Origin of the sequence: Massilia sp. CFBP9012, assembly GCF_034045115.1 — a bacterium.
In the GTDB taxonomy this organism is placed as follows: Bacteria; Pseudomonadota; Gammaproteobacteria; order Burkholderiales; family Burkholderiaceae_D; genus Telluria.
The window spans coordinates 209,201-231,532 of the sequence record NZ_JAXCWM010000004.1; the positions used below are offsets into that span (position 1 = coordinate 209,201).

Annotated in this window: 19 protein-coding genes; 12 read left to right on the top strand and 7 right to left on the bottom strand. The window is 66.1% G+C overall.

The window, feature by feature from the left end; all coding sequences use genetic code 11:
* Positions 1-98 precede the first annotated feature (98 nt).
* Both SOM61_RS08020 and infA read right to left on the bottom strand, forming a co-directional pair.
* The gene (locus SOM61_RS08020) at positions 99-341 is read right to left on the bottom strand and encodes a hypothetical protein (RefSeq protein WP_320473595.1); all 243 of its coding nucleotides are present in this window, start codon (positions 339-341) and stop codon (positions 99-101) included.
* A gap of 177 nt (positions 342-518) precedes the next feature.
* Complete coding sequence (infA, locus tag SOM61_RS08025) at positions 519-788, bottom strand: translation initiation factor IF-1 (RefSeq protein ID WP_123071346.1); 270 nt, start codon at positions 786-788, stop codon at positions 519-521.
* A 551-nt stretch (positions 789-1,339) separates the two neighbouring features.
* Here infA and SOM61_RS08030 point away from each other — a divergent pair.
* The 4 genes from SOM61_RS08030 (at position 1,340) to SOM61_RS08045 (ending at position 5,884) form a co-directional block, all read left to right on the top strand.
* Positions 1,340-2,818, top strand: a complete 1,479-nt coding sequence (locus SOM61_RS08030; RefSeq protein ID WP_320473596.1) for an ATPase domain-containing protein — start codon at positions 1,340-1,342, stop codon at positions 2,816-2,818.
* A complete protein-coding gene (locus SOM61_RS08035) occupies positions 2,805-4,535 on the top strand; it encodes a response regulator (RefSeq protein ID WP_320473597.1) in 1,731 nt (576 codons plus the stop codon). Before SOM61_RS08030 ends, SOM61_RS08035 begins: the two co-directional genes overlap by 14 nt.
* A gap of 96 nt (positions 4,536-4,631) precedes the next feature.
* The gene (locus tag SOM61_RS08040; RefSeq protein WP_320473598.1) at positions 4,632-5,189 is read left to right on the top strand and encodes a sigma-70 family RNA polymerase sigma factor; all 558 of its coding nucleotides are present in this window, start codon (positions 4,632-4,634) and stop codon (positions 5,187-5,189) included.
* Positions 5,186-5,884 (top strand): anti-sigma factor, encoded by a 699-nt coding sequence (locus tag SOM61_RS08045; RefSeq protein ID WP_320473599.1) that lies wholly within the window; start codon positions 5,186-5,188, stop codon positions 5,882-5,884. Before SOM61_RS08040 ends, SOM61_RS08045 begins: the two co-directional genes overlap by 4 nt.
* A 30-nt stretch (positions 5,885-5,914) precedes the next feature.
* On the opposite strand, the gene SOM61_RS08050 is transcribed toward SOM61_RS08045, so the two are convergent.
* Both SOM61_RS08050 and SOM61_RS08055 read right to left on the bottom strand, forming a co-directional pair.
* Positions 5,915-7,564 (bottom strand): DUF4394 domain-containing protein, encoded by a 1,650-nt coding sequence (locus SOM61_RS08050; protein WP_320473600.1) that lies wholly within the window; start codon positions 7,562-7,564, stop codon positions 5,915-5,917.
* Positions 7,565-7,767: 203 nt separating this feature from the next.
* Positions 7,768-8,961, bottom strand: coding sequence for an MFS transporter (locus SOM61_RS08055; RefSeq protein WP_320473601.1), 1,194 nt, complete (start codon positions 8,959-8,961; stop codon positions 7,768-7,770).
* Positions 8,962-9,065: 104 nt separating this feature from the next.
* On the opposite strand from SOM61_RS08055, the gene SOM61_RS08060 reads away from it, so the two are divergent.
* Together SOM61_RS08060 and SOM61_RS08065 are read left to right on the top strand one after the other, a co-directional pair.
* Positions 9,066-9,980: a LysR substrate-binding domain-containing protein gene (locus SOM61_RS08060; RefSeq protein WP_320473602.1), complete on the top strand. Its 915-nt coding sequence runs from the start codon at positions 9,066-9,068 to the stop codon at positions 9,978-9,980.
* A 126-nt stretch (positions 9,981-10,106) separates the two neighbouring features.
* Positions 10,107-10,430 carry a hypothetical protein gene (locus SOM61_RS08065; RefSeq protein WP_147933947.1) on the top strand — a complete coding sequence of 108 codons (324 nt, stop codon included), beginning with the start codon at positions 10,107-10,109 and terminating at the stop codon, positions 10,428-10,430.
* Positions 10,431-10,434: 4 nt separating this feature from the next.
* Here the strand turns inward: SOM61_RS08065 and SOM61_RS08070 are convergent, their stop codons facing one another.
* Both SOM61_RS08070 and SOM61_RS08075 read right to left on the bottom strand, forming a co-directional pair.
* Positions 10,435-11,688, bottom strand: a complete 1,254-nt coding sequence (locus tag SOM61_RS08070; protein ID WP_320473603.1) for a CaiB/BaiF CoA transferase family protein — start codon at positions 11,686-11,688, stop codon at positions 10,435-10,437.
* 109 nt (positions 11,689-11,797) lie between these two features.
* Positions 11,798-14,116 carry a family 1 glycosylhydrolase gene (locus tag SOM61_RS08075; protein WP_320473604.1) on the bottom strand — a complete coding sequence of 773 codons (2,319 nt, stop codon included), beginning with the start codon at positions 14,114-14,116 and terminating at the stop codon, positions 11,798-11,800.
* 303 nt (positions 14,117-14,419) lie between these two features.
* On the opposite strand from SOM61_RS08075, the gene trpS reads away from it, so the two are divergent.
* Both trpS and SOM61_RS08085 read left to right on the top strand, forming a co-directional pair.
* Positions 14,420-15,457, top strand: coding sequence for a tryptophan--tRNA ligase (trpS, locus tag SOM61_RS08080; RefSeq protein ID WP_320473605.1), 1,038 nt, complete (start codon positions 14,420-14,422; stop codon positions 15,455-15,457).
* Positions 15,458-15,573: 116 nt separating this feature from the next.
* Positions 15,574-16,623 (top strand): zinc ribbon domain-containing protein, encoded by a 1,050-nt coding sequence (locus SOM61_RS08085; protein WP_320473606.1) that lies wholly within the window; start codon positions 15,574-15,576, stop codon positions 16,621-16,623.
* A gap of 326 nt (positions 16,624-16,949) precedes the next feature.
* Here SOM61_RS08085 and SOM61_RS08090 read toward each other — a convergent pair whose 3' ends face one another.
* Entirely contained in the window at positions 16,950-17,390 is a 441-nt protein-coding gene (locus tag SOM61_RS08090) for a DUF3597 domain-containing protein (protein ID WP_320473789.1), read from the bottom strand.
* A gap of 697 nt (positions 17,391-18,087) precedes the next feature.
* Here SOM61_RS08090 and SOM61_RS08095 point away from each other — a divergent pair.
* The 4 genes from SOM61_RS08095 (at position 18,088) to alaS (ending at position 22,261) form a co-directional block, all read left to right on the top strand.
* Complete coding sequence (locus SOM61_RS08095; RefSeq protein ID WP_320473607.1) at positions 18,088-18,432, top strand: DUF1294 domain-containing protein; 345 nt, start codon at positions 18,088-18,090, stop codon at positions 18,430-18,432.
* A gap of 31 nt (positions 18,433-18,463) precedes the next feature.
* On the top strand, positions 18,464-19,216 hold the full coding sequence (ugpQ, locus tag SOM61_RS08100) for a glycerophosphodiester phosphodiesterase (RefSeq protein ID WP_320473790.1): 753 nt from the start codon (positions 18,464-18,466) through the stop codon (positions 19,214-19,216).
* 94 nt (positions 19,217-19,310) lie between these two features.
* On the top strand, positions 19,311-19,538 hold the full coding sequence (locus SOM61_RS08105; protein WP_320473608.1) for a hypothetical protein: 228 nt from the start codon (positions 19,311-19,313) through the stop codon (positions 19,536-19,538).
* Positions 19,539-19,651: 113 nt separating this feature from the next.
* Positions 19,652-22,261 (top strand): alanine--tRNA ligase, encoded by a 2,610-nt coding sequence (gene alaS / locus SOM61_RS08110; protein ID WP_320473609.1) that lies wholly within the window; start codon positions 19,652-19,654, stop codon positions 22,259-22,261.
* Positions 22,262-22,332 lie beyond the last annotated feature (71 nt).

Here is a 22,332-nt window from a genome sequence, read left to right on the forward strand (position 1 = left end):
TTGGTAAGCATTCTTCTTTCGCAAACGTTGAAGTCCAGATGCGGCCACCAAAGTCCGGCTCTGGCCGGTCTCGGTCGATAGCGGACATCCAGAATGGTTCAGTGTAAGCAGTTGTTGCTGCCAGGATAAGCAACTGAAGCCGCTCTGGCAAGCGCTGGCCATCGTGTCAAAAATTCTTGATAGGTGACTAATTTTCTTATTTTGTGGCGCACTTTCTTGTAGCGCCACACGTTCTTGTATTCCATATAGCGCTGCGCCTGGGGGGCATCGCGCACGGCCAGGATGTTCAGGCCGCGCGCGACGGCGTTCGCGGTGGTTTCAGCGCTGCGTCGTTGCCGCATTTGCATCTCACCACACCTTTGCATCACTCCTGTAGGGTGCGGATGGCTCGGTTGGCATCCACGCGTCCCGCGATGATAAGCTGCTGCGAAGACGATCTGCCGGCCTGGTCCTGAAAGTGCGCGCCAATAAAAAACGCCACGCTGGGCGTGGCGTTGCTTGGCGATGAGCCGTACCGATCAGCGGCGTGCCGCGCGGTTCACCGGAGGGCGTGGGCCGGTGCCGGTCTTGCCGAGGTGGCGGAAGGTGATCCGGCCCTTGCTCAGGTCGTAGGGCGACAGTTCCAGGCTGACCTGGTCGCCGGCGATGATGCGGATGTGGTTCTTGCGCATCTTGCCGGAAGTGTAGGCGATCAGCTTGTGGCCGTTTTCGCAATCGACGCGATAACGCGAATCGGGCAGCACTTCAGAGACGACGCCATTCATTTCGATGAGTTCTTCTTTTGCCATGATTGGGCTCCTGTTAGATTGAATACGAGTATATCTGGCCGGCCTGGCGCGAAGGCGCCCGGGCCGGCGGGTGAGGCGGCCCGCGCGAGCAGGCTGTGTAAGGTGACCGTGGCGGCGCGGCGCAGGCGCCATGCCGGGGAATGAGAAAGCCCGCACACGCGGCCGGCTTCACTTCGATGTCAGGTATGACGGTTACTTCGTTGGGTGCGACGGCCCGCGTTCCGCGTCGCGCTTCAGGGCTGCGCTGCTGGCGCAGTATTCGTCCGCAGTCACACGATATGGGGACGGAATCAGGAATTACCAGAGGCAATCTCGTGTCGCCAGCCCAACGCGCGAGCGCAAGAGGCTTGATCGATGCCGCACAGTCGATAGTGTAGCACGGTTGATGCTGTGCTGTCCCGGCCCAGCCTTGATGAGGATATAATCCCAGCAATATCCGTTGCGCCGTAGCTGCACCGCGCGCGACACTTTCCATCCAGGCCATCCCCATCCCGTCCCTCGTGCGCAGGCGCGGAAGCGCGTGAACCGGCCTACAGCCAGGGCTGCACTTCATGAACGACCGCACATCCACCGGCATCCCCGGTCTCGACGACATCCTGGGGGGCGGCCTGACGCCAAAACGCCTGTACCTGGTCGAGGGCTCCCCCGGCGCCGGCAAGACCACCCTCGGCCTGCAATTCCTGCTCGACGGCGTCGCCCGGGGCGAGAGCGGCATGTACATCACCTTGTCCGAGACCACCGACGAGCTGGTCGCGGTCGGCCACAGCCATGGTTGGGACCTGAGCGCCCTGGCGATCGTCGAGCTGGCCGGCGACGAAGACCTCGACCCCGACTCGCAGCAGTCGGTGTTCCATCCGTCCGAAGTCGAGCTGGGTGAAACGACGCGCAAGGTGATGGACCAGGTCGACGCCCTGCGGCCGGTGCGCATCGTGTTCGACAGCCTGTCCGAGGTGCGCCTGCTGGCCCAGAACCCGTTGCGCTACCGGCGCCAGATCCTTGCCCTCAAGCAGTTCTTCTCGGCGCGCGACTGCACCGTGCTGCTGCTCGACGACAAAACCGCCGAATCCGACCAGCACCTGCACAGCCTGGCCCATGGCGTCATCAGCCTGGAGCAGATCACCAGGGAGTATGGCAAGGAGCGGCGCCGGGTCAACGTCATCAAGATGCGCGGCATCCGCTTCCGGGGCGGCTTCCACGACTACACGCTCGACACCGGCGGCATCGTGATGTATCCGCGCCTGGTCGCCGCCGAACATGTGCGCGATTTCTCGCCGCAGGTCGACTCCAGCGGTTCGGAGGACCTCGATGCGCTGCTCGGCGGCGGGCTGGTGCGCGGCACGAATACCCTGCTGGTGGGGCCGTCCGGCATCGGCAAGACGACACTGTCGACGGGCTGCCTGCTGTCGGCGCTGGAGCGCGGCGAGAAGGCATCGTATTACCTGTTCGACGAAGGGCTCGGCACCTTCTTCGCCCGCAGCACCCAGCTCGGCCTCGACCTGCGTCCCTATCTCGACAATGGCCAGCTCACCATCGACCACTTCGATCCGGCCGAGCTGTCTCCCGGCGAATTCGCCCAGAAGCTGCGCGACGCGGTCGACCGGCGCCGCAGCCGCTTCATCGTCATCGACAGCCTGAACGCCTATCTGCAGGCGATGCCGGGCGAGCACTTCCTGATCCTGCAGATGCACGAACTGCTGTCCTACCTGAACCAGCAGGGCGTGACAACGCTGATGATCCTCGGCCAGCACGGCCTGATGGCCGATGCGCGCACCGACGTCGACCTGAGCTACCTGAGCGACAGCACGGTGCTGCTGCGTTTCTTCGAGGCGGGCGGCAAGGTGCGGCGCGCGATCAGCGTGATCAAGAGCCGCACCACCGAGCATGCCACGACCATCCACGAGCTGCTGCTGGGCCAGGGCGGGGTGGTCATCGGCGCGCCGCTGGACGGGTTCGAGGGCGTATTGTCGGGTATGCCAACCTACCGTGGGGACACGCCGCTGATGGCGCAGGCCGGGCATGCACCGGAGTAGCCTGCACGAAGAACGGATACTGATCTTCGCGCCCCTTGGACGCGATGCCGAGGTCATGGCCTCGGTGCTGCAACGCGACGGGCTCGGATACGAGGTCGCCACCGACTTCGCCGACCTGGCAAGCGCCATCGGCGAGGGCGCGGGCGCCGCCATCCTGGCCGAGGAAGCCCTGCACGGGGCCGATGTCGCGGCATTGCACGCCTGGCTGGGGAGCCAGGCGCCGTGGTCGGACTTTCCCTTCGTTGTGTTGCTTGGCAAGACGATCGGCCTGCAGCAGGGCGCGTCGCGCGCGCGCCTGGGCGACCTGGGCAACGTGATCCTGCTCGAGCGCCCGCTCAACGTCCAGACGCTGCGCAGCGCCACCGTGTCGGCGCTGCGCGCGCGGCGCCGCCAGTACCAGGCGCGCGACGTGCTGGCCGACCGCGAGCGCACCGCCGCCAGCCTGCAGCACAGCCGCCAGCAGCTGGTGGCGCTGAACGAAACGCTGGAGTCGCGCATCGAGGAGCGCACCCGCGCCCTGGCCCAGGCCAACGACCGCCTGATGAACGAGATCATCGAGCGCGAACGGGTGCAGCAGGCCATGGCGCAGTACCAGAAGATGGAAGCGGTGGGGCGCCTGACCGGCGGCATCGCCCACGACTTCAACAACCTGCTCAACGTGGTCCAGGGCAGCATGGACCTGATCCTCCTGATGTCGAAGGACGAAGTCGCCAAGGGCCGCGCGGAAATCGCGCGCAAGGCCTGCCAGCGCGGCGGCAAGCTCACGCGCCAGCTGCTGGCCTTCGCCCGCAACCAGAGCCTGGACCTGCGCGAGACCGAGATCGGCTTTCTTTTCGACGGCGTGCGCGAACTGGTCTCCACCTCGCTCGGTTCGCGTATCCGGCTGCGCTTCGAGGTCGATACCGACTGCCCGCCGGTACTGGCCGACACCAACCAGATGGAGATGGCGCTGCTGAACCTGGCCATCAATGCGCGCGACGCGATGCAGGATGGCGGCGAACTGGTGTTCGTCGCCGCCTGCGGCGAACCGCCGCCGGGCTTCCTGCCGCCGGGCGACTACGTGCGCATCGCCGTCGCCGACAGCGGCGAAGGCATGGCGCCCGACCTGGTGGCCAAGGTGTTCGAACCCTTCTTCACGACCAAGGGCGTGGGGGGCACCGGCCTGGGCCTGAGCCAGGTGTACGGCATGGCGCAGCAGTCGGGCGGCGCCGCGCGCATCTTCAGCGAGCCGGGCGTGGGCACCACGGTGGAAATCTGGCTGCGCAAGGCGGGCGGCGAGGAAGACGCCGAGCCGGCGGCGCCGGCACGCATACCGGCCGTCAGGCAGGCCGCGCGCATCCTGATCGTCGAGGACGACGACTTCGTGCGCGAGTCGATGGTGTCCTCGCTCGAAGCGCTCGGCCATACGGTGCGCCAGGCGCCCGACGGCGAGGCGGGCCTCTGCGCGCTGCACGACGAACGGCCCGACCTGCTCATCACCGACTACCTGATGCCGGGCATGACCGGCGCCGAACTGGTGCAGCGCACGCGCGCGATGTTCCCCGGCCTGCCGACGATCATCGCCACCGGCTACGCCGACATGAAGGCGATCGAGCAGGTGATCGGCGATGGTGTGGTGCTGCGCAAACCCTTCCAGCTGGCCGAGCTGGCGATCAGCGTCGGCCAGGCGCTCGATCGCCAGCGCCAGGGCGACGGCGGGACGGCTGGTGTCCACTGAGGCGCAAGCGTGCAAGCCGCTTTCGCCTGCCCAACTATAATTGCCGTTCGTCGGGAGCCGGGAGGTCCCGGACCATCCACCCGAGAACGGCCCGCCGTGACAACTGCACCCGACCACTTCGATTATGAAGCGCACCTCGCCGCCTGTGCGCGCGGCGACCGGCAAGCCCTGCGCCGCCTGTATGACCAGGAAAGTCCGCGCCTGCTGGGCGTCGCCCTGCGCATCGTGCGCGAACGCCAGGCGGCCGAGGATGTGCTGCACGATGCTTTCGTGAGCATCTGGACCCGCGCCGCCGGCTTCGACGCCACCCGTGGTTCGGGACGCGGCTGGATGTATACGGTGGTGCGCCATGCGGCGCTCGATGCGGTGCGCGACGGCGCCCGCGAAATCAACGTCGACGAGGAAGCGTTCGATGCCCTGGGCACGGATGCCTTCGATCCCGGCATGCAGGATGCCTTCGAACTGCGCCAGGACATGGGGCGCCTGCACGACTGCCTTAACCGGCTCGACGTCGCCAAGCGCAACAGCATCCTGCATGCCTATGTCGACGGCTTCTCGCACAGCGAAATCGCCGAACGCCTCAAGTCGCCGCTGGGGACGGTCAAGGCCTGGATCAAGCGCGGCATGAGCGCGCTGCGGGAGTGCATGGTATGAATCCGGTCCACGACCCCTACGAGCTGGCCGGCGAATACGTGCTGGGCACACTGTCGCGCGCACGGCGCCGCGAGGTTGACGCCATGCTGCCGAACGACGCCACGCTGCGCGCCGCCGTCGCCTATTGGGAAGAACGGCTGATGCCCCTGAACGCGCTGGTCGGGCCGGTGGTGCCATCAGGCGCGCTGTGGCCGCGCATCGAGCGTAGTCTTGGGCCCGTGGCCACACCCGCACCCGCGGCCGCCGGTCCGGGCTGGTGGGAACGCCTGGGCCTGTGGCGCGCCCTGGCCGCCGGCGGCTTCGCGGCCGCCGCGGTCATGGTCGCCGTGGTCGGCGTGCGCCAGTTCGAGGTCGAGCAGCCGCGCTATATGGTGGTGCTGGCCGCGCCGCAGAACGCGGGGCCGGGCTGGGTGCTGGAGCTGGTGGCCGACGACACGCTGCGCCTGCAACCGCTGGTGACGACCGAGGTGCCCGCGGATCGCGCGCTGCAGCTGTGGACCAAGGCCGACGACTGGGAAGGTCCGGTCTCGCTGGGCCTGGTCAAGCCGGGAGAGTCGGTCGAGGTCAAGCTCGCCAACCTGCCGAAGGTGGTGCCGAACCAGCTGTTCGAGATCACATTGGAACCGGCCGCCGGATCACCGATCGGCCGTCCGACCGGGCCCATACTCTATATCGGGCGCGCGGTCAGGATCTAGGCGGCAGCCCGCATGCTGCCGCCTGGATCATCAGCGCAGCCAGATCGCGATATCGCGCACGCCTGGCGTACCACTGCCGATCACTGAAGTCGCCGGCGTTGCCGCGCCATTGACCGGGGTCGCCGCACCGGTCGTGAAATTAACCCGATACAGCGAGCTTGGACCGCCGGCCGTGGTGCGCAGCGCCGCCAGCACCAGGCCGTTCTCGCCGCCACCGATGTCCATGCCGCCATCGCCCGCCACCGTCACGCCCAGCGCTCCGACATTGACCAGCGTGCCGTCGTTCGGCGGATTCTGCAGCGCCAGCACCGAACTTGCGCCGTCGACGTCGAACAGCTGGGTCGAGGCCGCATTCGGGATGCTGTTGGTGTAGGCGGCGGCCACGACGCGTGGGGCCACACCGGCGCGGTTGATATTGCCGTCGGTGGTGGTGGCGCCGGTGTCGACGTTGATGCGCAGGCTCTGGCCGCTGTCGCTGATCACGCGCAGGCGGTCGGCGGCCGGGTTGAAGTCGACCGCATACGACGTTCCCTGCATGGCGGTGTAAGGCGCGGTGGTGTCGGCGGCGTCGGCGCTGAGCGTCGCCTTGACGGTGGCGGCGCCGGTGGCCGGATCGATGGTGACCAGGCGCGCGGTCGAGGTCAGGCCGTACAGCATGCCGTCCTTCGGCCGCACGTCGATACCGACCAGGGTTTCGCCGCCGGCCAAACCGGTGATGGCGACATTGGTGTCGATGGTGTTGGGCGAAGCGACCTTGAAGCCCAGCAGGCGATTGTCGTTCGAGAGACCCAGGATCACCGGCGCCGCCACGGCGCGCAGTGCGATGCCGCGGATGTCTTCGGTCACGCCGAGCGCGCCGATCAGGCTGGTCGGGGCGCTGGTGGCGGCCAGGTTCACGCCATACAGGTTGCGTGCGCCGCCGACGGTGGCGACCATATAGCCCATATTCGTGCGCGCATCGATGTCGAAGCCGTTCGCCGCGCCGATGGTGACGCCCAGCGGCACCGGCTTGGCCAGGGTGCCGTCGTTCGGCGGGTTCTGGGTGTACAGGGTCGAATTGGCGCTGTCGATGCCGTACAGCGTGGTCGAGCCGGTGCCGGCGAACGAGTTGGTATACGCCGAGGCCGAGATCGCGGTGTTGGCGGCGCCGCCATTGATGCTGCCGTCGGTGGTCGTGGCGCCGGTGTCGACGTTGATGCGCAGGCTCTGGCCGGTATTGCTGACGATGCGCAGGCGGTCGGCCATCGGGTTGAAGTCGACGCCGAAGCTGGCGCCGGCCAGGGCGGTGAACGGTTCCGTGGTGTCGGCGGCATCGGCGGCGAGGCGCGATTTATTGGTGGCGGCGCCGGTGGCGGCGTCCAGCGTGTACAGACGGCCGGTCGAGCCGACGCCGTACAGCATGCCGTCCTTTGGCCTCACGTCGATGCCGACCAGGTTCTCGCCGCTCTGCAGGCCCGTCACCAGCACATTGCTGCGGATGGTGCCCGGCGTGGCGCGGTCGAACGACACCAGGCGGTTGCTGGCGGTCAGGGCGACCACGTCGCCGACCGTCGCGGCCGGTGGCGGCGGGGTGGTCGGGGTCGTGTCGGAGTGGTGGTCGTCGCTGCTGCTGCCGCAGGCGGCCAGGGCCAGGGCGATCGAGGAAACGAGAACGAGCTTGGCGAATTGTGGTTGGGTCATGATGTGTCCTCAGTAAGAATTGCTTGTTTGAATTCGTTAGGAGCGCATCGCGGCCGGGTCGGCCTGCAATGTTGGCGCTTGTACTACTCGCCAGATGCAGGAATGGATGCACCTTGTGAAAAAAATATTTTCACAAGGTGTGCGGCGTGGTGGAAGTCACGTAATTCGTGCCGGCGGGCATGCCGCCATGCTGTGGAGATGCCTTAACTCCGGCGCAGGCGCGCCACCAGCGGCGCCAGCAGCACGGCCAGCAGCGCGAAGCCCGCCGCGATATAGCCGATCTTGTCCAGGCCAAGCAGCGGAATCGCCGCGCCGCCCAGCATGGCGCCGATGCCGATGCCGGCATTCGCCGCCGATACATTGGTGGTGCCGGCCAGCGCCTGCGAGTGGGTGGCCGATTTCATCACCCGTACCTGGCAGATCGGGAACAGCGCCGTGTACGCGATGCCCCACAGCGCCAGCACCGCGCAGAACAGGATCGTCGAGCTGGCGGTGGGCACCGCCAGCGCCATCGCCAGCGCCAGGAGGCCCGAGAACAGCGCCGTGGCCTTCAACGGCGCGCGGTCGACCACCTTGCCGCCCGCCCAGTTGCCGATCAGGCCGATCGCGCCAAAGCCCATCAGCCACCAGCCGACGTCCAGCGGCGCCACGCCGGCCACCCGCTCGAGGATGTCGGCCAGGTAGGTGTAGGCGGCGAACATGGCGGTAAATACCAGGATCGACAGGCCGACGTTGGCCAAAAAATAGGGCTCGCGGAACAGGGTCGCCTGGGAACGGAAGTCCACGCGCCTGGCGCGCGCCACCGCCGGCATCAGGAACATCAGTGCCAGCGCCATCGCCAGCGACAGCGCGGCCAGGATCCAGAACGCATTGCGCCAGCCGATGCTGTTGGCGGCGATGGTGCCCAGTGGAATGCCGAACAGCAGGGCAGCCGAGATGCCGAGGTAGACCCGCGCCACGCCTTGCCCGGCCTTGTCGGGGCCGGCCAGTTCGGCCGCGGTCTCGCTGGCGGTACCCCAGAACACCGGCAGCGCCAGCGCCGGAATGAAACGCGCCAGCGCGAGCACCCAGATATTGGGCGCCAGCGCGGCCAGGGCATTGGACAGCGCGAACACGACCAGCACGCCGATGAACAGCGCCTTGCGGTCCAGGTGCGACAGCCAGGCCGTCAGCGGTGGACCGAACAGCATCACGGTGAAGGCGAACAAGGTCACCAGTTGGCCGGCGAGCGAGATCGAGATGCCGAGGTCGCGCGACAAGGCCGGCAGCAGGCCGACGATCAGGAATTCGGTGGTGACGATGACGAAGGCGGCGATCGCCAAGATCAATATCGACAGCGCGCCGGACGATGAGGATGCCGGGGCCGGCTGCGCGAGCGCGGAGGGTGAATGGGACATGGTTTTCTTATTGGGATTGAGCAGGTCGCCATCCTATTTGAAATACTATTTCCTATCTCGGGCATTTTTTCTATACTTGGCGGAATATTTTTCCCTAATCAATCATGCAAAATAGTGAACGCTTGAAAGGGGTCGACGTCTTCGTGGCCGTGGCCCAGGCCGGCAGCTTCATTCGCGCGGCCCAGCGCCTCAACCTGACCGGCTCGGCCGTCGGCAAGGCCATCGCCCGCCTCGAAGCACGCCTGGACGCGCGCCTGTTCGAGCGCAGCACGCGCCGGCTGGCGCTGACCGATGCCGGGACCCGTTTCCTGGCCGCCTGCACCAGGGTGCTTGGCGAGCTCGAGGAAGCCGAGCATGCCCTGCACGCCGAGGGCGAGCTGCTGGCCGGACGGTTGCGGGTCGACCTGCCGGCCACCTACGGACGCCTGGTCGTACTGCCGGTATTGACGGCATTCCTGCAGCGTTATCCGCGCATCAAGCCGGTGCTGTCCTTTACCGACCGCTATGTCGATCTCGAGGACGAAGGCATCGATGTGACGGTGCGCATCGGCAGCCCGGAAGCCTGGTCGCCCGCGCTCGGCCATTGCCTGCTGGGCCAGGACCGCAAGGTGTTCTGCGCGGCGCCTTCCTACCTCGCGGCGCACGGCGCGCCGGCCTCGGTCGAAGCGCTGGTGGAACATGCCGTGATCATGTACGGCAAGGCCGACAGCCGCGTCAGTCCCTTGCTGATCCGGCGCGGCAACGCCCTGGTCGAGCAGCGCGCATTCGACGCGCGGATCGTCACTGGCGACGCCGAAGTCCAGGCCGGGCTGACCGTGGCGGGGCTGGGCATCGCCCAGATGTCGACCTGGCTGATCGAGCGGCATCTGAAGGACGGCAGCCTGGTCGAGGTGCTGCCGGACTATGCGACGCCCGGCTTGACGATGCACGTGGTGTGGCCGAAGGCGAAACAGGACGTGCCGCGCGTGCGTGAGCTGGTCGACGTCTTGCGCGCGGCGCTGTCGGAGCCGATGACATAAAAGTGCAAAGGGGAACGCACCGCCATTGTCCCGCGGAACAGGCGAAATCGATGCTTGATAAACCAGGGATCCATCCTAAGCTGGAAGGCTCCAGTGGTTTTTCCACGTATTTTTCAGGAGGGCATCATGCTGCAAACCGCCGAAATCCAGCAACGTTTTAAAAGCGTCCAGCAGGTCGTAAACCAGGCCGAGCAAGTCTGCCAGAGCGACGGGAGCGTCCCCAGCGAGATCCGCGACTGCATCCACAAGATCGCCGAGGAAGCCGGGCGCGCGCAAAGCGTCATGCAATCGAACGACCAGTCGAGCATGATCCAGGCCATCGACGACCTGGAAGCCATGGGCGACGAGGCCAAGCGCGTCTGCACCTCGACCCGTCCATCACCGCAAGTCCAATCCGTCATCGTGCGCGTGCACGACGAGCTGTCGAACCTGAAGCACCAGCTGCACTAAGCTTTCAGACAATACCCCGTTCGCGCAAGGCCGCGATCTCTTCCTCGCTCCTGCCCAGCACTTCGCGCAATACTTCCATCGTGTGCTGGCCCAGCAGGGGCGGGGCCATCCCGCTCGTTGCCGGCGTGGCCGACATCCGGATCGGATTGCGCACCAGCTTGACCTGGCCCGCACTCGGATGCGGCAGGTCGATCGCCATCGCGCGCGCCACCACCTGCTCGTTGGCGAATACTTCGCCGACGTCGTTGATCGGCCCGCAGGGCACGCCTTTTTCTTCCAGCAGCGCGATCCATTCGTCGCGCTTCTTGCGCTTGACCATCTCGGCCAGCAGCGGCACCAGCAGCTCGCGGTTCTGCACGCGCAGCGGATTGGTGGCGAAGCGCGGATCGCCCGCCAATTCGGGCCGGCCGCCGGCATCGACGAATTTCTGGTACTGGCCGTCGTTGCCGGTGGCGACGATGAGGTGGCCGTCCGCGCACGCGAAGGTCTGGTAGGGCACGATATTGGCGTGGGCATTGCCCCAGCGCCTGGGCGGCTTGCCGCTGTTGAGGTAATTGCTGCCGACATTGGCCAGCATCGCCACCTGCGTATCGAGCAGGGCCATGTCGATGTGCTGGCCTTCGCCGGTGCGGTCACGGTGGGTGAGGGCGGCCAGCACGGCGACCGTGGCATACATGCCGGTCATCAGGTCGGTGAGGGCGACGCCGGCCTTTTGCGGACCGCCGCCGGGCAGGTCGTCGCGCTCGCCGGTGACCGACATCAGGCCGCCCATGCCCTGGATCAGGAAGTCGTAGCCGGCGCGGTGGGCATACGGACCGTCCTGGCCGAAGCCGGTGATCGAGCAGTAGACCAGGTCGGGCCTGATTTCCTTGAGCGATGCATAGTCGAGGCCATAGCGTTTGAGGTGGCCGACCTTGAAGTTCTCGAGCACCACGTCGCAATGGGCCACCAGCTCGCGCAGCAGGGCCTGGCCTTCGCTGCTCGCGATATCGACCGTGAGCGAGCGCTTGCCGCGGTTGGCCGACAGGTAATAGGCGGCTTCCAGCGTGTCTTTACCCTGCGCATCCTTCGCATACGGCGGGCCCCAGGCGCGGGTGTCGTCGCCGGCCCCGGGACGCTCGATCTTGATCACGTCGGCGCCGAGGTCGGCCAGGTTTTGCGAACACCAGGGGCCGGCCAGCACGCGCGACAGGTCGAGTACGCGGATGTGGCCGAGGGCTTTCGGCAAGGAAGGGGAAGGTGGGCTGGATTGCGTCATGTCTCGATATTTTTTGTGCTATCGGAAAGCGTTGATTATAGCTATCCAGAAGCACGGCGCTTGCCAGCCGCATCCCGACGAGGCGCCGCGGCGCCTCATCCGTTGGCGATCAGGTCCCGGACTGTGCCGCAGCGATCGTGTCCGCCTCGGCCTGGGTATCCCCACCGGCCACCTGCTGCCGGCCTTCAGCCTCCGCCTGCAGCGCGCAGCGTTCGGCCTTGTCGGCAATGCGCAGCTCGACATAACGGCGCAGCGCATCGTCCAGCGCCGGCAGCAGCGCGCCACGCTCGCTGTGCAGCGACGAGTAGGCCGGCCGCGCCGCCGTGAAGCCGAACTCGGCGGCCGGCTTGGCTTCCAGCGTCGCCGCATCCACACCGGCCAATTCGGCCGCGCGCCGCGCCAGTTCGGCCCAGGTCAGCGTGCCCTGGTTGGCCAGGTGCCAGATGCCGGCTTCGCGGTCCACGGCCAGGTCGAGGCAGGCGTGCACCAGGTCGGGCACGTAGGTCGGCGAGATGGTCAGGTCGCTGGCCGCCACGAAGGCGTCGCCGCGCTCCAGGGCATCGAGGGCCAGGGTCACGAAGTTGTGTCCGTCCCAGGGGCCGAAGAAGGCGCTGGTGCGCACCACCAGTGCGCCCGGATGATTGGCCAGCACCGCGCGCTCGGCATCGAGCTTGCTGCGGCCGTAGACGTTGAGCGGATTCGGTGTATCGGATTCGACGTAGGGGCGCTCGTTGCGGCCGTCGAACACCAGGTCGCTCGAGAAGGTGGTCAGGTGGATGTCGTGGCGCGCGCAGGCGGCGGCCAGGATGGCGGCGCCGTGCGTGTTTTCGCGCTGGCAGCGCTCCATCTCGTGCTCGGCGTCGTCCACCCGCACGTAGCCGCAGGTATTGACCACGGCCCACGGCTTGTGCTGCGCCAGCGCGCGCTCGACCGAGTCGGCATCGGCGATGTCCATGTCCTGGCGCGACAGCAGCTTGTAGGCCAGGTTGCGCTTGTCGCAGATGCGGGCGAAGGCGCGGCCCAGGGTGCCGCTGGCGCCGAGGATCAGGATCGGCGCGGCGTCGCTGCCCACCAGGCGGTGGCCGTCGGCCGCGATCGAGGTGAGCGCGGCGGGCGTGGCCACCGGCTGCTGGCACAGGAAGCGGCCCGGCCGGCGCCACCAGCCCTGGGCGCGCAGCACCGGGTGCGACAGCGGCGCGCCGTCCGACAGTTCTCGCATCATCCGGGCCAGCGCGGTCGGCCGCGGCAGCGGCGAGCGCACGTCGAGCGGTCCCGGTTCGTAGTAGCCACGCTCGACCGTCACCAGGCTGTTCCAGTCGAAGGAGCCGAGCAGGGCCCACACCGTGACCGCGCGCACGTCGACGCCGTTGTCGCGCGACTGCTGGGCCGCTTCCCAGATCTCGAGCAGCCAGCGCATCTGGTCTTCGCGGTTGGCGTCGATATGGGCTTCGGTGATGGCCAGCGGGATGCCGTAACGCTCCCAGATCTCGGACAGCAGCGGGGCGATGCCCGGCGTCGGCGTGGCCAGCACGCGCGAGGCTTCGATGTCGGCGCAGGGGATGCCGTCGGCCATGCCGCGATGGTTTTCGGGGAAGCGCTCGGGACGGTGATCCAGCCAGCGCTCGCTGGTGACGTAGTAATTGACGCCGATGAGGTCGGGCGGGCAGGGATTGTCGCGGAACCACAGGAGGTCTTCGGCTGTGGCGCCGCTTTTGAGCAAGTAATTCCACAACTTGTGCCCGGGCCCGACCATGCCGCAGAGCAGGTCCCAGCCCAGCCAGCGGCGCTCGTTGTAGAACTCGGCTACGTGGCTGAGCTCCGGCGTGCTGTAGGTCTTGCCGAGGTCATCGGTCTGCACCAGTTTCGCGTCCGGGTTGACGGCGCGGATGGCGCGCATCGACAGCACGGTGGCGCGGCACTGGTTAAGCAGGGCGTCGATGAAGGTGCGGTCGTCGCGGCCGTGCGGATACCAGACGCCGTACAGGCCGGCGAAGCGCGCCGTCGTGCAGATCTCGTTGACCGGGGTGTAGAACTCGAGCCAGGGATAGCGCGCGGCGACGGCGCCGGCGTAGTCGGCCAGCTCTTGCGCAAAACCGGGATCGACCAGGCTCGTGTGGCGCGGACCGCTGCCATGGTGGATCAGCCCGGCGATCGGGGTGACGCCAGCCTCGCGCAGGGCGGCCAGGCGCTCGTCCGGCCAGCGCCAGTCGGCTCCATCGATGCCGTCGGGGGCGGTGCGTTCCCACAGGATGGGGTAGCGGATGGCGCGGATGCCGAGCGCCGCGAAGCGCTCGATGTCGCAGGCGCGCCCGCTGTGGCCGTTGCGGTCCAGCTGGCTGAAATAGCTGTCTTGCACGCGGTTGACCGTGCATTCGAGGCCGCCCCAGAGTTCGAGGGGGTGTGCTGGGCTGTTCGTGCTCTTGTTCATGGTTGTTCTGAATCCTTGATTTTATTGCAACAAAATGTCGACAATGCGGCGCTACCGGGGTTCACACTGCGTGGGGAGAGCCTTGCCTGCCGAGTCACGGTACGGGTAGCGGTTGACAGCGGCGCGCCAACCTGCAACCATGCGGTCCATGATCTTTCCGAAAGCACATCTCATTCTTGCCTGGTGGCGCCGCTCCTAGCGCGCGGCCCCGGAAATGATGTGCATTCCAGCTAACGCCGCCTCGATTTGGGTGGCGTTCATTCATTGACGCAGGACGATCGAGGCATCTACCAAGGAACCTCGATGACCCTGCAACAAACTCCTGCTACTGCTCCTGCTCCGGGAAGCCAGATTATCCTGACCGGCGACCGTCCGACCGGTCCGCTGCACCTCGGTCACTTCGTGGGCAGCCTGCGCGATCGCGTGACCTACCAGCACCAGTACCGCCAATTCGTCATGCTGGCCGACTCGCAGGCGCTGACCGACAATATGGATGACCTGAGTAAGGTACACCGGAACGTGGTGGAAGTGGCGCTCGATTACCTTGCCGTAGGGATCGACCCGACCAAGACCACGATCTTCATCCAGTCGCAGATCCCGGAACTGACCGAGCTGACCTTTTACTACCTGAACCTGGTGACCGTGGCGCGCCTCGAGCGCAACCCGACCGTGAAGGCGGAAATCGTCCTGCGCGGCTTCGAGCGCGACATCCCGGCCGGCTTCCTGACCTATCCGGCCAGCCAGGCCGCCGACATCACCGCCTTCAAGGCCGGCGTGGTGCCGGTGGGCGAAGACCAGATCCCGATGATCGAGCAGTGCAACGAGATCGTGCGCCGCTTCAACCGCATCGTCGGCCGCGACGTCCTGGTCGAGGCCAAGGCCTTCGTGCCGGAAGTCGGCCGCCTGCCGGGCATCGACGGCAAGGCCAAGATGAGCAAGTCGCTCGGCAACACCATCAACCTGGGCGCCAGCGCCGACGAGATCCGCGCTGCGGTCAAGAACGTGTACACCGACCCGCTGCACCTGAAGGTGTCGGATCCGGGCCATATCGAGGGCAACGTCGCCTTCACCTACCTGGATGCCTTCGATACCGACAAGGAAGGGCTGGCCGAGATGAAGGCGCACTACCAGCGCGGCGGCCTGGGCGACAGTATCGTCAAGAAGCGCCTGGAAGGCATCCTGCAAGACCTGCTGGCGCCGATCCGTGCGCGTCGTGAAGAGTTCGCCAAGGACCCGGCCCAGGTGATGAAGATGCTGCAGGAAGGCACCATCAAGGCGCGCGAAGTGGCGGCCGCGACGACCGACGAAGTCAAGAAGGCGCTGGGCCTGTCCTACTTCTAACGTAGTATCGCAGGGCGATACTGGTAGTAGCGCATAGCGGGCCTGTGTCAACTGCCAGTAGCATGATATTCCCGACGATGGCAAGCTGCGGGCTTGTCATCGCAGAGGAGCGCTTCATGAGCAAAGGCTTGCGCCTGACCGAACAATGGATGCAGCGGGCTCTGTGGCTCGTCGCCTTCGTCTTCGCCGCTTTCCTGATCGGCCTTGGCGGCCTGGTCGTGCAGCAGCTGCGCGACGTCGAAGCGCCGCTGACGGTCGAGGAGTTCATGAACCCGGCCCAGGTCGGCAAGCTGCGCACCGAGATGGCCAGCGAGCAGGCGCGCATCGACGGCGCGCGCTCGCGCCTCGAGCAGGCCAGCCAGAAGCACACGGTGGCGCAGTCGAATACGCGCTCGGCGCGCTCGACCTTCGACAACTGGCTGGCGACCCGGCAGGCCACCGCACGGCCCGAGCAAGACCCCGAACTGATCAAGCGTACCCAGGGCCTGGAGGCCCTGGAGCGCGCTGAACGCGCCGCCCTCGCGGCGGTAGAAAGCGAACAGCAGACCATGCTGGACGCCACCCAGGCCCACGAGCGCGCCAAGCTGCGCTGGGACGCCCTGCAAGAACCGGCCCAGCAGGCCTTCGCCGACGAAATCGAGGCGCGCGAGCTGCGCGTCTTTCTCTACCGCCTGGCACTGACCTTGCCGCTGCTGCTGGCGGCCGGCTGGCTGTTCAGGCACAAGCGCAAGACGGCCGACTGGCCGTTCGCCTGGGGCTTCATCATCTTTGCCCTGTTCACCTTTTTCTTCGAGCTGGTGCCCTATCTGCCGAGCTATGGCGGCTACGTGCGCTACATCGTCGGCATCATCCTGACGGTGGTCGCAGGACGTTACGCCATCGTCTGGTTGCAGGGCTACCTGGCGCGCCAGAAGCAGGCCGAGGCGCTGCCCGACGCCGAGCGGCGCCAGGGCATGCGTTACGACCTCGTCCAGGCGCGCCTGGCGAAAAGCGTGTGCCCCGGTTGCGAGCGCGCCGTCGACCTCAAGGATGGCAAGACCGACTTCTGCCCACACTGCGGCATCGGCCTGTTCAACCGGTGCGGCGCTTGCACGACTCGCAAGAATGCGTTCGCGCGCTTTTGCTTTGCGTGCGGGACGGCGGCCAATACGACCTTGGCTGACTGATCGCCAGCGCATCCACCGTCACCCCGGCGCAGGCCCACTAGCGTCCGGAATATTTATACGCAAAGCATGCATCGTCATCCCCGCGAAGGCGGGGATCCATGCTGAATCACAGAATGTTCATGCTTTAGCGTAATCTTGCCGCTTGCCGAAGGTGATTTCTTGAGCTGCTGGTCGGTCAAACTTAGGTTCCCGCCTTCGCGGGAACGACGTGGTCTGTTGTATGAAGTGGCTTCTTGCAAGCGCCCGAAATTATTCCGGACGCTAGTGGGCGCAGGCCTGGGGCGAAGCACAGCCCCGGCGCAGGCCGGGGTCCAAGTGCATGCCTATCAGTCGCGCAGGTCGGCCGGCACCTTGCCGCCATTCGCGGCCAGCTTGTTCATCACCTGGCGGTGTAGCCAGATATTCATCTTGGCCGAGTCATTGGTATCGCCCGTGTAGTTCAGTTCGGCGGCAAGTTCCTTGCGCGACGCCAGGCTGCTGTCCAGTCCGAGCAGCTTGAGCAGGTCGACGATCGAAGTGCGCCAGTTCAACTGCTGGCCGGACGACTTCTGCATATCGTTCAGGATCTGCTCGACGTCGACCTGCTGGACCGGCGCAGCGGCGGCCGGAGCAGCAGGGGCTGCGGCCGGTGCGCTCGGCGCCGGCGCTGCTTGCGGCTGGGCCGGAGCGGCAGGAGCCGCAGTTGGCGCTGCTGCAGTTGCGGCGGCAGGCGCCGCATCTTTCTTACCTGGGAAAATCTTATGGAAAATATTGCTCAGGATACCCACGGGACCCTCCTTTTCTGGTGATTGTTTACGGATATTGTTGGCCATATAGCCGAGCGCGACCGCCAGCGCGGCGCCGCCGGCAGCCTTGATCAAGGTTGGATGCTCGGCATAGAAGTCGCTCATACGGTCGACAATGCCGGGATTCTCTTGTTGCGCCTTTTCGGCCAGTTCTTGCACTTGCTCAGGCGAGACTTGCGCCGCCTGTTCCGGCGTGACCTTCGATGGCGCGTTGCCGCCGAAGATCTTGCCCAATGCGCCGCCGGCCACGGAGCCGAGCAAGCCGCCACCCGCGCCGCCCAGCAGGCTGTTGAGCATGCCGGCGCGCTGGTCGGGATTGCTCTGCCCGAACAACTGGCTGACCATCTGGGGGAAGGGCGGGGTCTGGTCCGAGCGCAGGGCGCTCGCGATGCCCTGGGCGATGCTGGCGCGGGGCGCGTTCTGCGCCACCTGGTCGAAGTCGTCGGCAGCCTTGCCATTGTTGGCGACGGCGCCGGCGCCGCCGATATATTGCTGCAATAAGTTACCCAAATCGAAAGCCATGTCATCTCCTACGTGATGTGATACCTGTGAGAACTCAGCGTAGGTGTTTGGTATCGTCGGCTCTGTTCGATGACGAACCCAGGGGCGGCATCGGACGACGATAAATGCTGCATTTGCCCAGTGGACATTTGCGGGCCGGGAGCGGTAAGCTGGCGCCATGCCTTACCTGCCGCTCGTCCTCTTTCTCGTCGTTTACCTGTTCGCCAGCCTGGCGTGGGATATGTCCCAACTGGTCGGCGCCGCCTACCTGACGACCAGCCTGACCTGCTTTGTCGCCTACGCCATCGACAAGTCGGCGGCGCGCGCGAACAGCTGGCGCACGCCGGAGAGCACCTTGCTGATCCTCGGCCTGGTCGGCGGCTGGCCAGGAGCGCTGCTGGCCCAGCAATGGTTGCGCCACAAGACCAGCAAGCAATCGTTCCAGCGCAAATTCCAGCTGACGGTGGCGCTGAACCTGGGCGCCTTCGCCTGGCTGGCCTGGCGCCTTGGCGTGCCGGCCTGATTGTCGACAGGAGGCGCGCATGTGGCCCCGCATCTGGCCTTACCCCCGCATCCTGGCCCACCGTGGCGGCGGCACCCTGGCGCCCGAGAACACCTATGCCGGCCTGCGCTGCGGCATGCAGGCAGGCTTTCGTGCGGTCGAGTTCGACGTCATGCTGGCGCGTGACGGTGTCCCGGTGGTGGTGCACGACCCCGGCCTGGGCCGCACGGTGAAGGGATCGGGCAGCGTATTCGAGCACGATGCCGGCGATCTGGCGGCGATGGATGCCGGCGCCTGGTTCGCCCCGGCGTTTGCCGGCGAACCGGTGCCGCTGTTTACCGAATTCGCGCGCCTTTGCAAGGAGCAGGGCGTGTGGATGAATATCGAGATCAAGCCGGCGCCCGGGTTCGACGCGGAAACCGGCGCGGTTGTGGCGGCGCTTGCCGCCGAGCTGTTCGCCGCCGAACTCGCGGCCGGGGACATGGCCCGGGTTCCGCTGCTGTCCTCGTTCAGCGACGTGGCGCTGGCCAGCGCGCGCCTGGCCGCGCCGCAGCTTCCGCGCGCCTGCCTGATCAGCGCGCTGGGGCCGGATTGGGAATCACGTGCGCGCGCGCTGGACGCGGTTGCCATCCACACCAATCACCAGCACCTGGGGCCGGAAATGGCGCGGGCGGTGAAGGATCGCGGCTTCGGCCTGTTCTGCTATACCGTCAACGATCCCGGCCGTGCGCGCACCTTGCTGGACTGGGGCGTGGACGCCTTCTGCACCGACCGCATCGACCTGATCGGGCCGGATTTCGCCTGAAGAACTTTCGGCTCAGCAATATATTTGTCTGGCGGCCTCAAGAATGGTCGCCCGGGAGACGTTAAGTAAAGACGATCTCTTTGAAGCAGCTAGCATGGCACTCTCGACCACCATCATTCCGTTGTCCCCGCACGCCGAAGGCGCCCAGGCCGCTATCAACCATTGGCTCGACCTCATCGGCAAGTCGGTGCAGGCCGGCGCGCGCCGCCGCGATACCGATCCGACCGGCGAGGCCCGTGCGCGCATCCTGCAGGGAGCGGCCATGACGATGCTGGCCCCGGTCGAGCCGAAGACGCGCGCGGTATCGCACCTGCTGCGCTGAGTCCATTGTTGCTGGCAAGTTGTCATTATCGGCATGACCGATATTGGCGGCAGCGGCTAGGCTATAATCGTTCCTTTATTGGCACGCTGCCTCATTCCGCCCTTCCAACAGACATGAAATCCTCAGACATTCGCGAAAAGTTCCTGAAGTTCTTTGAATCCAAAGGCCATTCCATCGTGCGTTCCAGCCCGCTGGTGCCTGGCAATGACCCGACCATGCTGTTGACCAATAGCGGGATGGTGCAGTTCAAGGATGTGTTCCTGGGCCTGGATTCGCGCCCGTATTCGCGCGCGACCTCGGTCCAGCGCTGCGTGCGCGCCGGCGGCAAGCACAACGATCTGGAAAACGTCGGCTACACCGCGCGTCACCACACCTTCTTTGAAATGCTGGGCAACTTCAGCTTCGGCGACTATTTCAAGCGCGATGCGATCCAGTATGCCTGGGAACTGCTGACGAAGGTCTATGGCCTGCCGGCCGAAAAGCTGACCGTCACCGTCTATTTCGAGGACGACGAAGCCTACGACATCTGGGCCAACGAGATCGGCGTGCCGAAAGAGCGCATCATCCGCATCGGCGACAACAAGGGCGCGCGCTACGCCTCGGACAACTTCTGGCAGATGGCCGACACCGGCCCATGCGGCCCGTGCACCGAGATCTTCTTTGACCACGGCGCCGACATCTGGGGCGGTCCTCCGGGATCAAACGAGGAAGACGGCGACCGCTTCATCGAGATCTGGAACCTGGTGTTCATGCAGTTCAACCGCGACGAAGCGGGCAATATGACCCCGCTGCCGAAGCCGTCGATCGACACCGGCATGGGCATGGAGCGCCTGGCCGCCGTGCTGCAGCACGTGCACAGCAACTACGAGATCGACCTGTTCCAGAACCTGATCAAGGCAGCGGCACGCGAGACCGGCATCGACGACCTGGGCAACAACTCGCTCAAGGTCATCGCCGACCACATCCGCTCGGCCTCGTTCATGATCGTCGATGGCATCATCCCGAGCAGCGAAGGCCATGGCTACGTCCTGCGCCGCATCATCCGCCGCGCGCTGCGCCACGGCCACAAGCTGGGCCAGACGAAACCGTTCTTCTACAAGCTGGTGGCCGACCTGGACCTCGAGATGGGCGAAGCCTATCCGGAACTGCGCAACGTGAAAGACCGCGTGGCGTCGGTGCTGAAGGCCGAGGAAGAGCGTTTCGGCGAGACGCTGGAAAACGGCATGAAGATCCTGGAAGCCCAGCTGGCCAAGGATCCGAAGAATCTCGATGGCGCCACCGCCTTCACCCTGTACGACACCTACGGCTTCCCGCTCGACCTGACCGCCGACATCTGCCGCGAGCGTAACGTGACGCTCGACGAGGCGGGCTTTGCCGCCGCCATGGAACAGCAGAAGAAGACCGCGCGCGCCGCCGGCAAGTTCAAGATGGCCGCCAACGTCGAGTATGCAGGCGAGAAGACCAAGTTCGTCGGCTACGACTCGCTGGCCCACAACACCCACGTGCTGGCGCTGTACGCCGACGGCGTGAAAGTCGACGAGCTCAAGGCCGGCCAGGCCGGCATCGTCGTGCTCGACACCACCCCGTTCTATGCCGAATCGGGCGGCCAGGTTGGCGACCAGGGCGTCATCGGCACTGGTGGCGTGCAGTTCGACGTGGAAGACACGCTCAAGATCCAGGCCGATGTGTTCGGCCACCACGGCGTGCTGCGCGAGGGTTCGCTGAAGGTTGGCGACACCGTCGACGCGCAAGTGGACACCGTCAAGCGCGGCCGCACCATCCGTAATCACTCGGCTACTCACCTGATGCACAAGGCCTTGCGCGAAGTGCTGGGCAGCCACGTGCAGCAAAAAGGTTCGCTGGTCGATCCGGACAAGACCCGCTTCGACTTCAGCCACCCGCAAGCCCTGACCGCGGATGAGATCGCGCAAGTGGAAGCCATCGTCAACCGCGAGATCCTGGAAAACCATCCAACCCAGTCGCACAATATGTCCTTCGACGACGCCGTCAAGCATGGCGCGATGGCGCTGTTCGGCGAGAAGTACGGCGACACCGTGCGGGTGCTGGACATCGGCACCTCGAAAGAGCTGTGCGGCGGCGTCCACGTGACCCGCACCGGCGACATCGGCCTGTTCAAGATCGTGTCGGAAGGCGGCGTCGCCGCCGGCATCCGCCGCGTGGAAGCGGTGACGGGCGAGGGCGCCCTGGCGCTGGTGCAGTCGATCAACCGCAAGCTGGTCGAAGCGGCCGGTGCGCTCAAGACCAGCCCGGACGAGCTGACCGCCCGCATCGCCCAGGTGCAGGACCAGGTCAAGACCCTGGAAAAAGAAGTCGCCGCGCTGAAATCGAAGCTGGCGGCCGGCCAGGGCGACGAACTGCTGGGCAAGGCAGTCGACGTCAACGGTATCAAGGTGCTGGCGGCAACGATGGAAGGCGCCGACGTCGCCACCCTGCGCGAAGCCATGGACAAGCTGAAGGACAAGCTGGGCACGGCCGCCATCGTGCTGGCCAGTGTCGTCGACGGCAAGGTCAGCCTGATCGCGGGCGTGACCAAGGATGCCACCGGTAAAGTCAAAGCCGGCGAGCTGGTGAACTTCGTCGCCCAGCAGGTGGGCGGCAAGGGCGGCGGCCGTCCGGATATGGCGCAAGCAGGCGGTACCGATCCATCGGGCCTGCCGGCGGCGCTGGCCGGCGTGGCTGGCTGGGTCGGCGAACGCGCCTGATCCTTCTCAAGCGCCACGTCTATAAGTCAGCTTCACCACGTCGTCCCCGCGCAGGCGGGGACCCAAGTTTT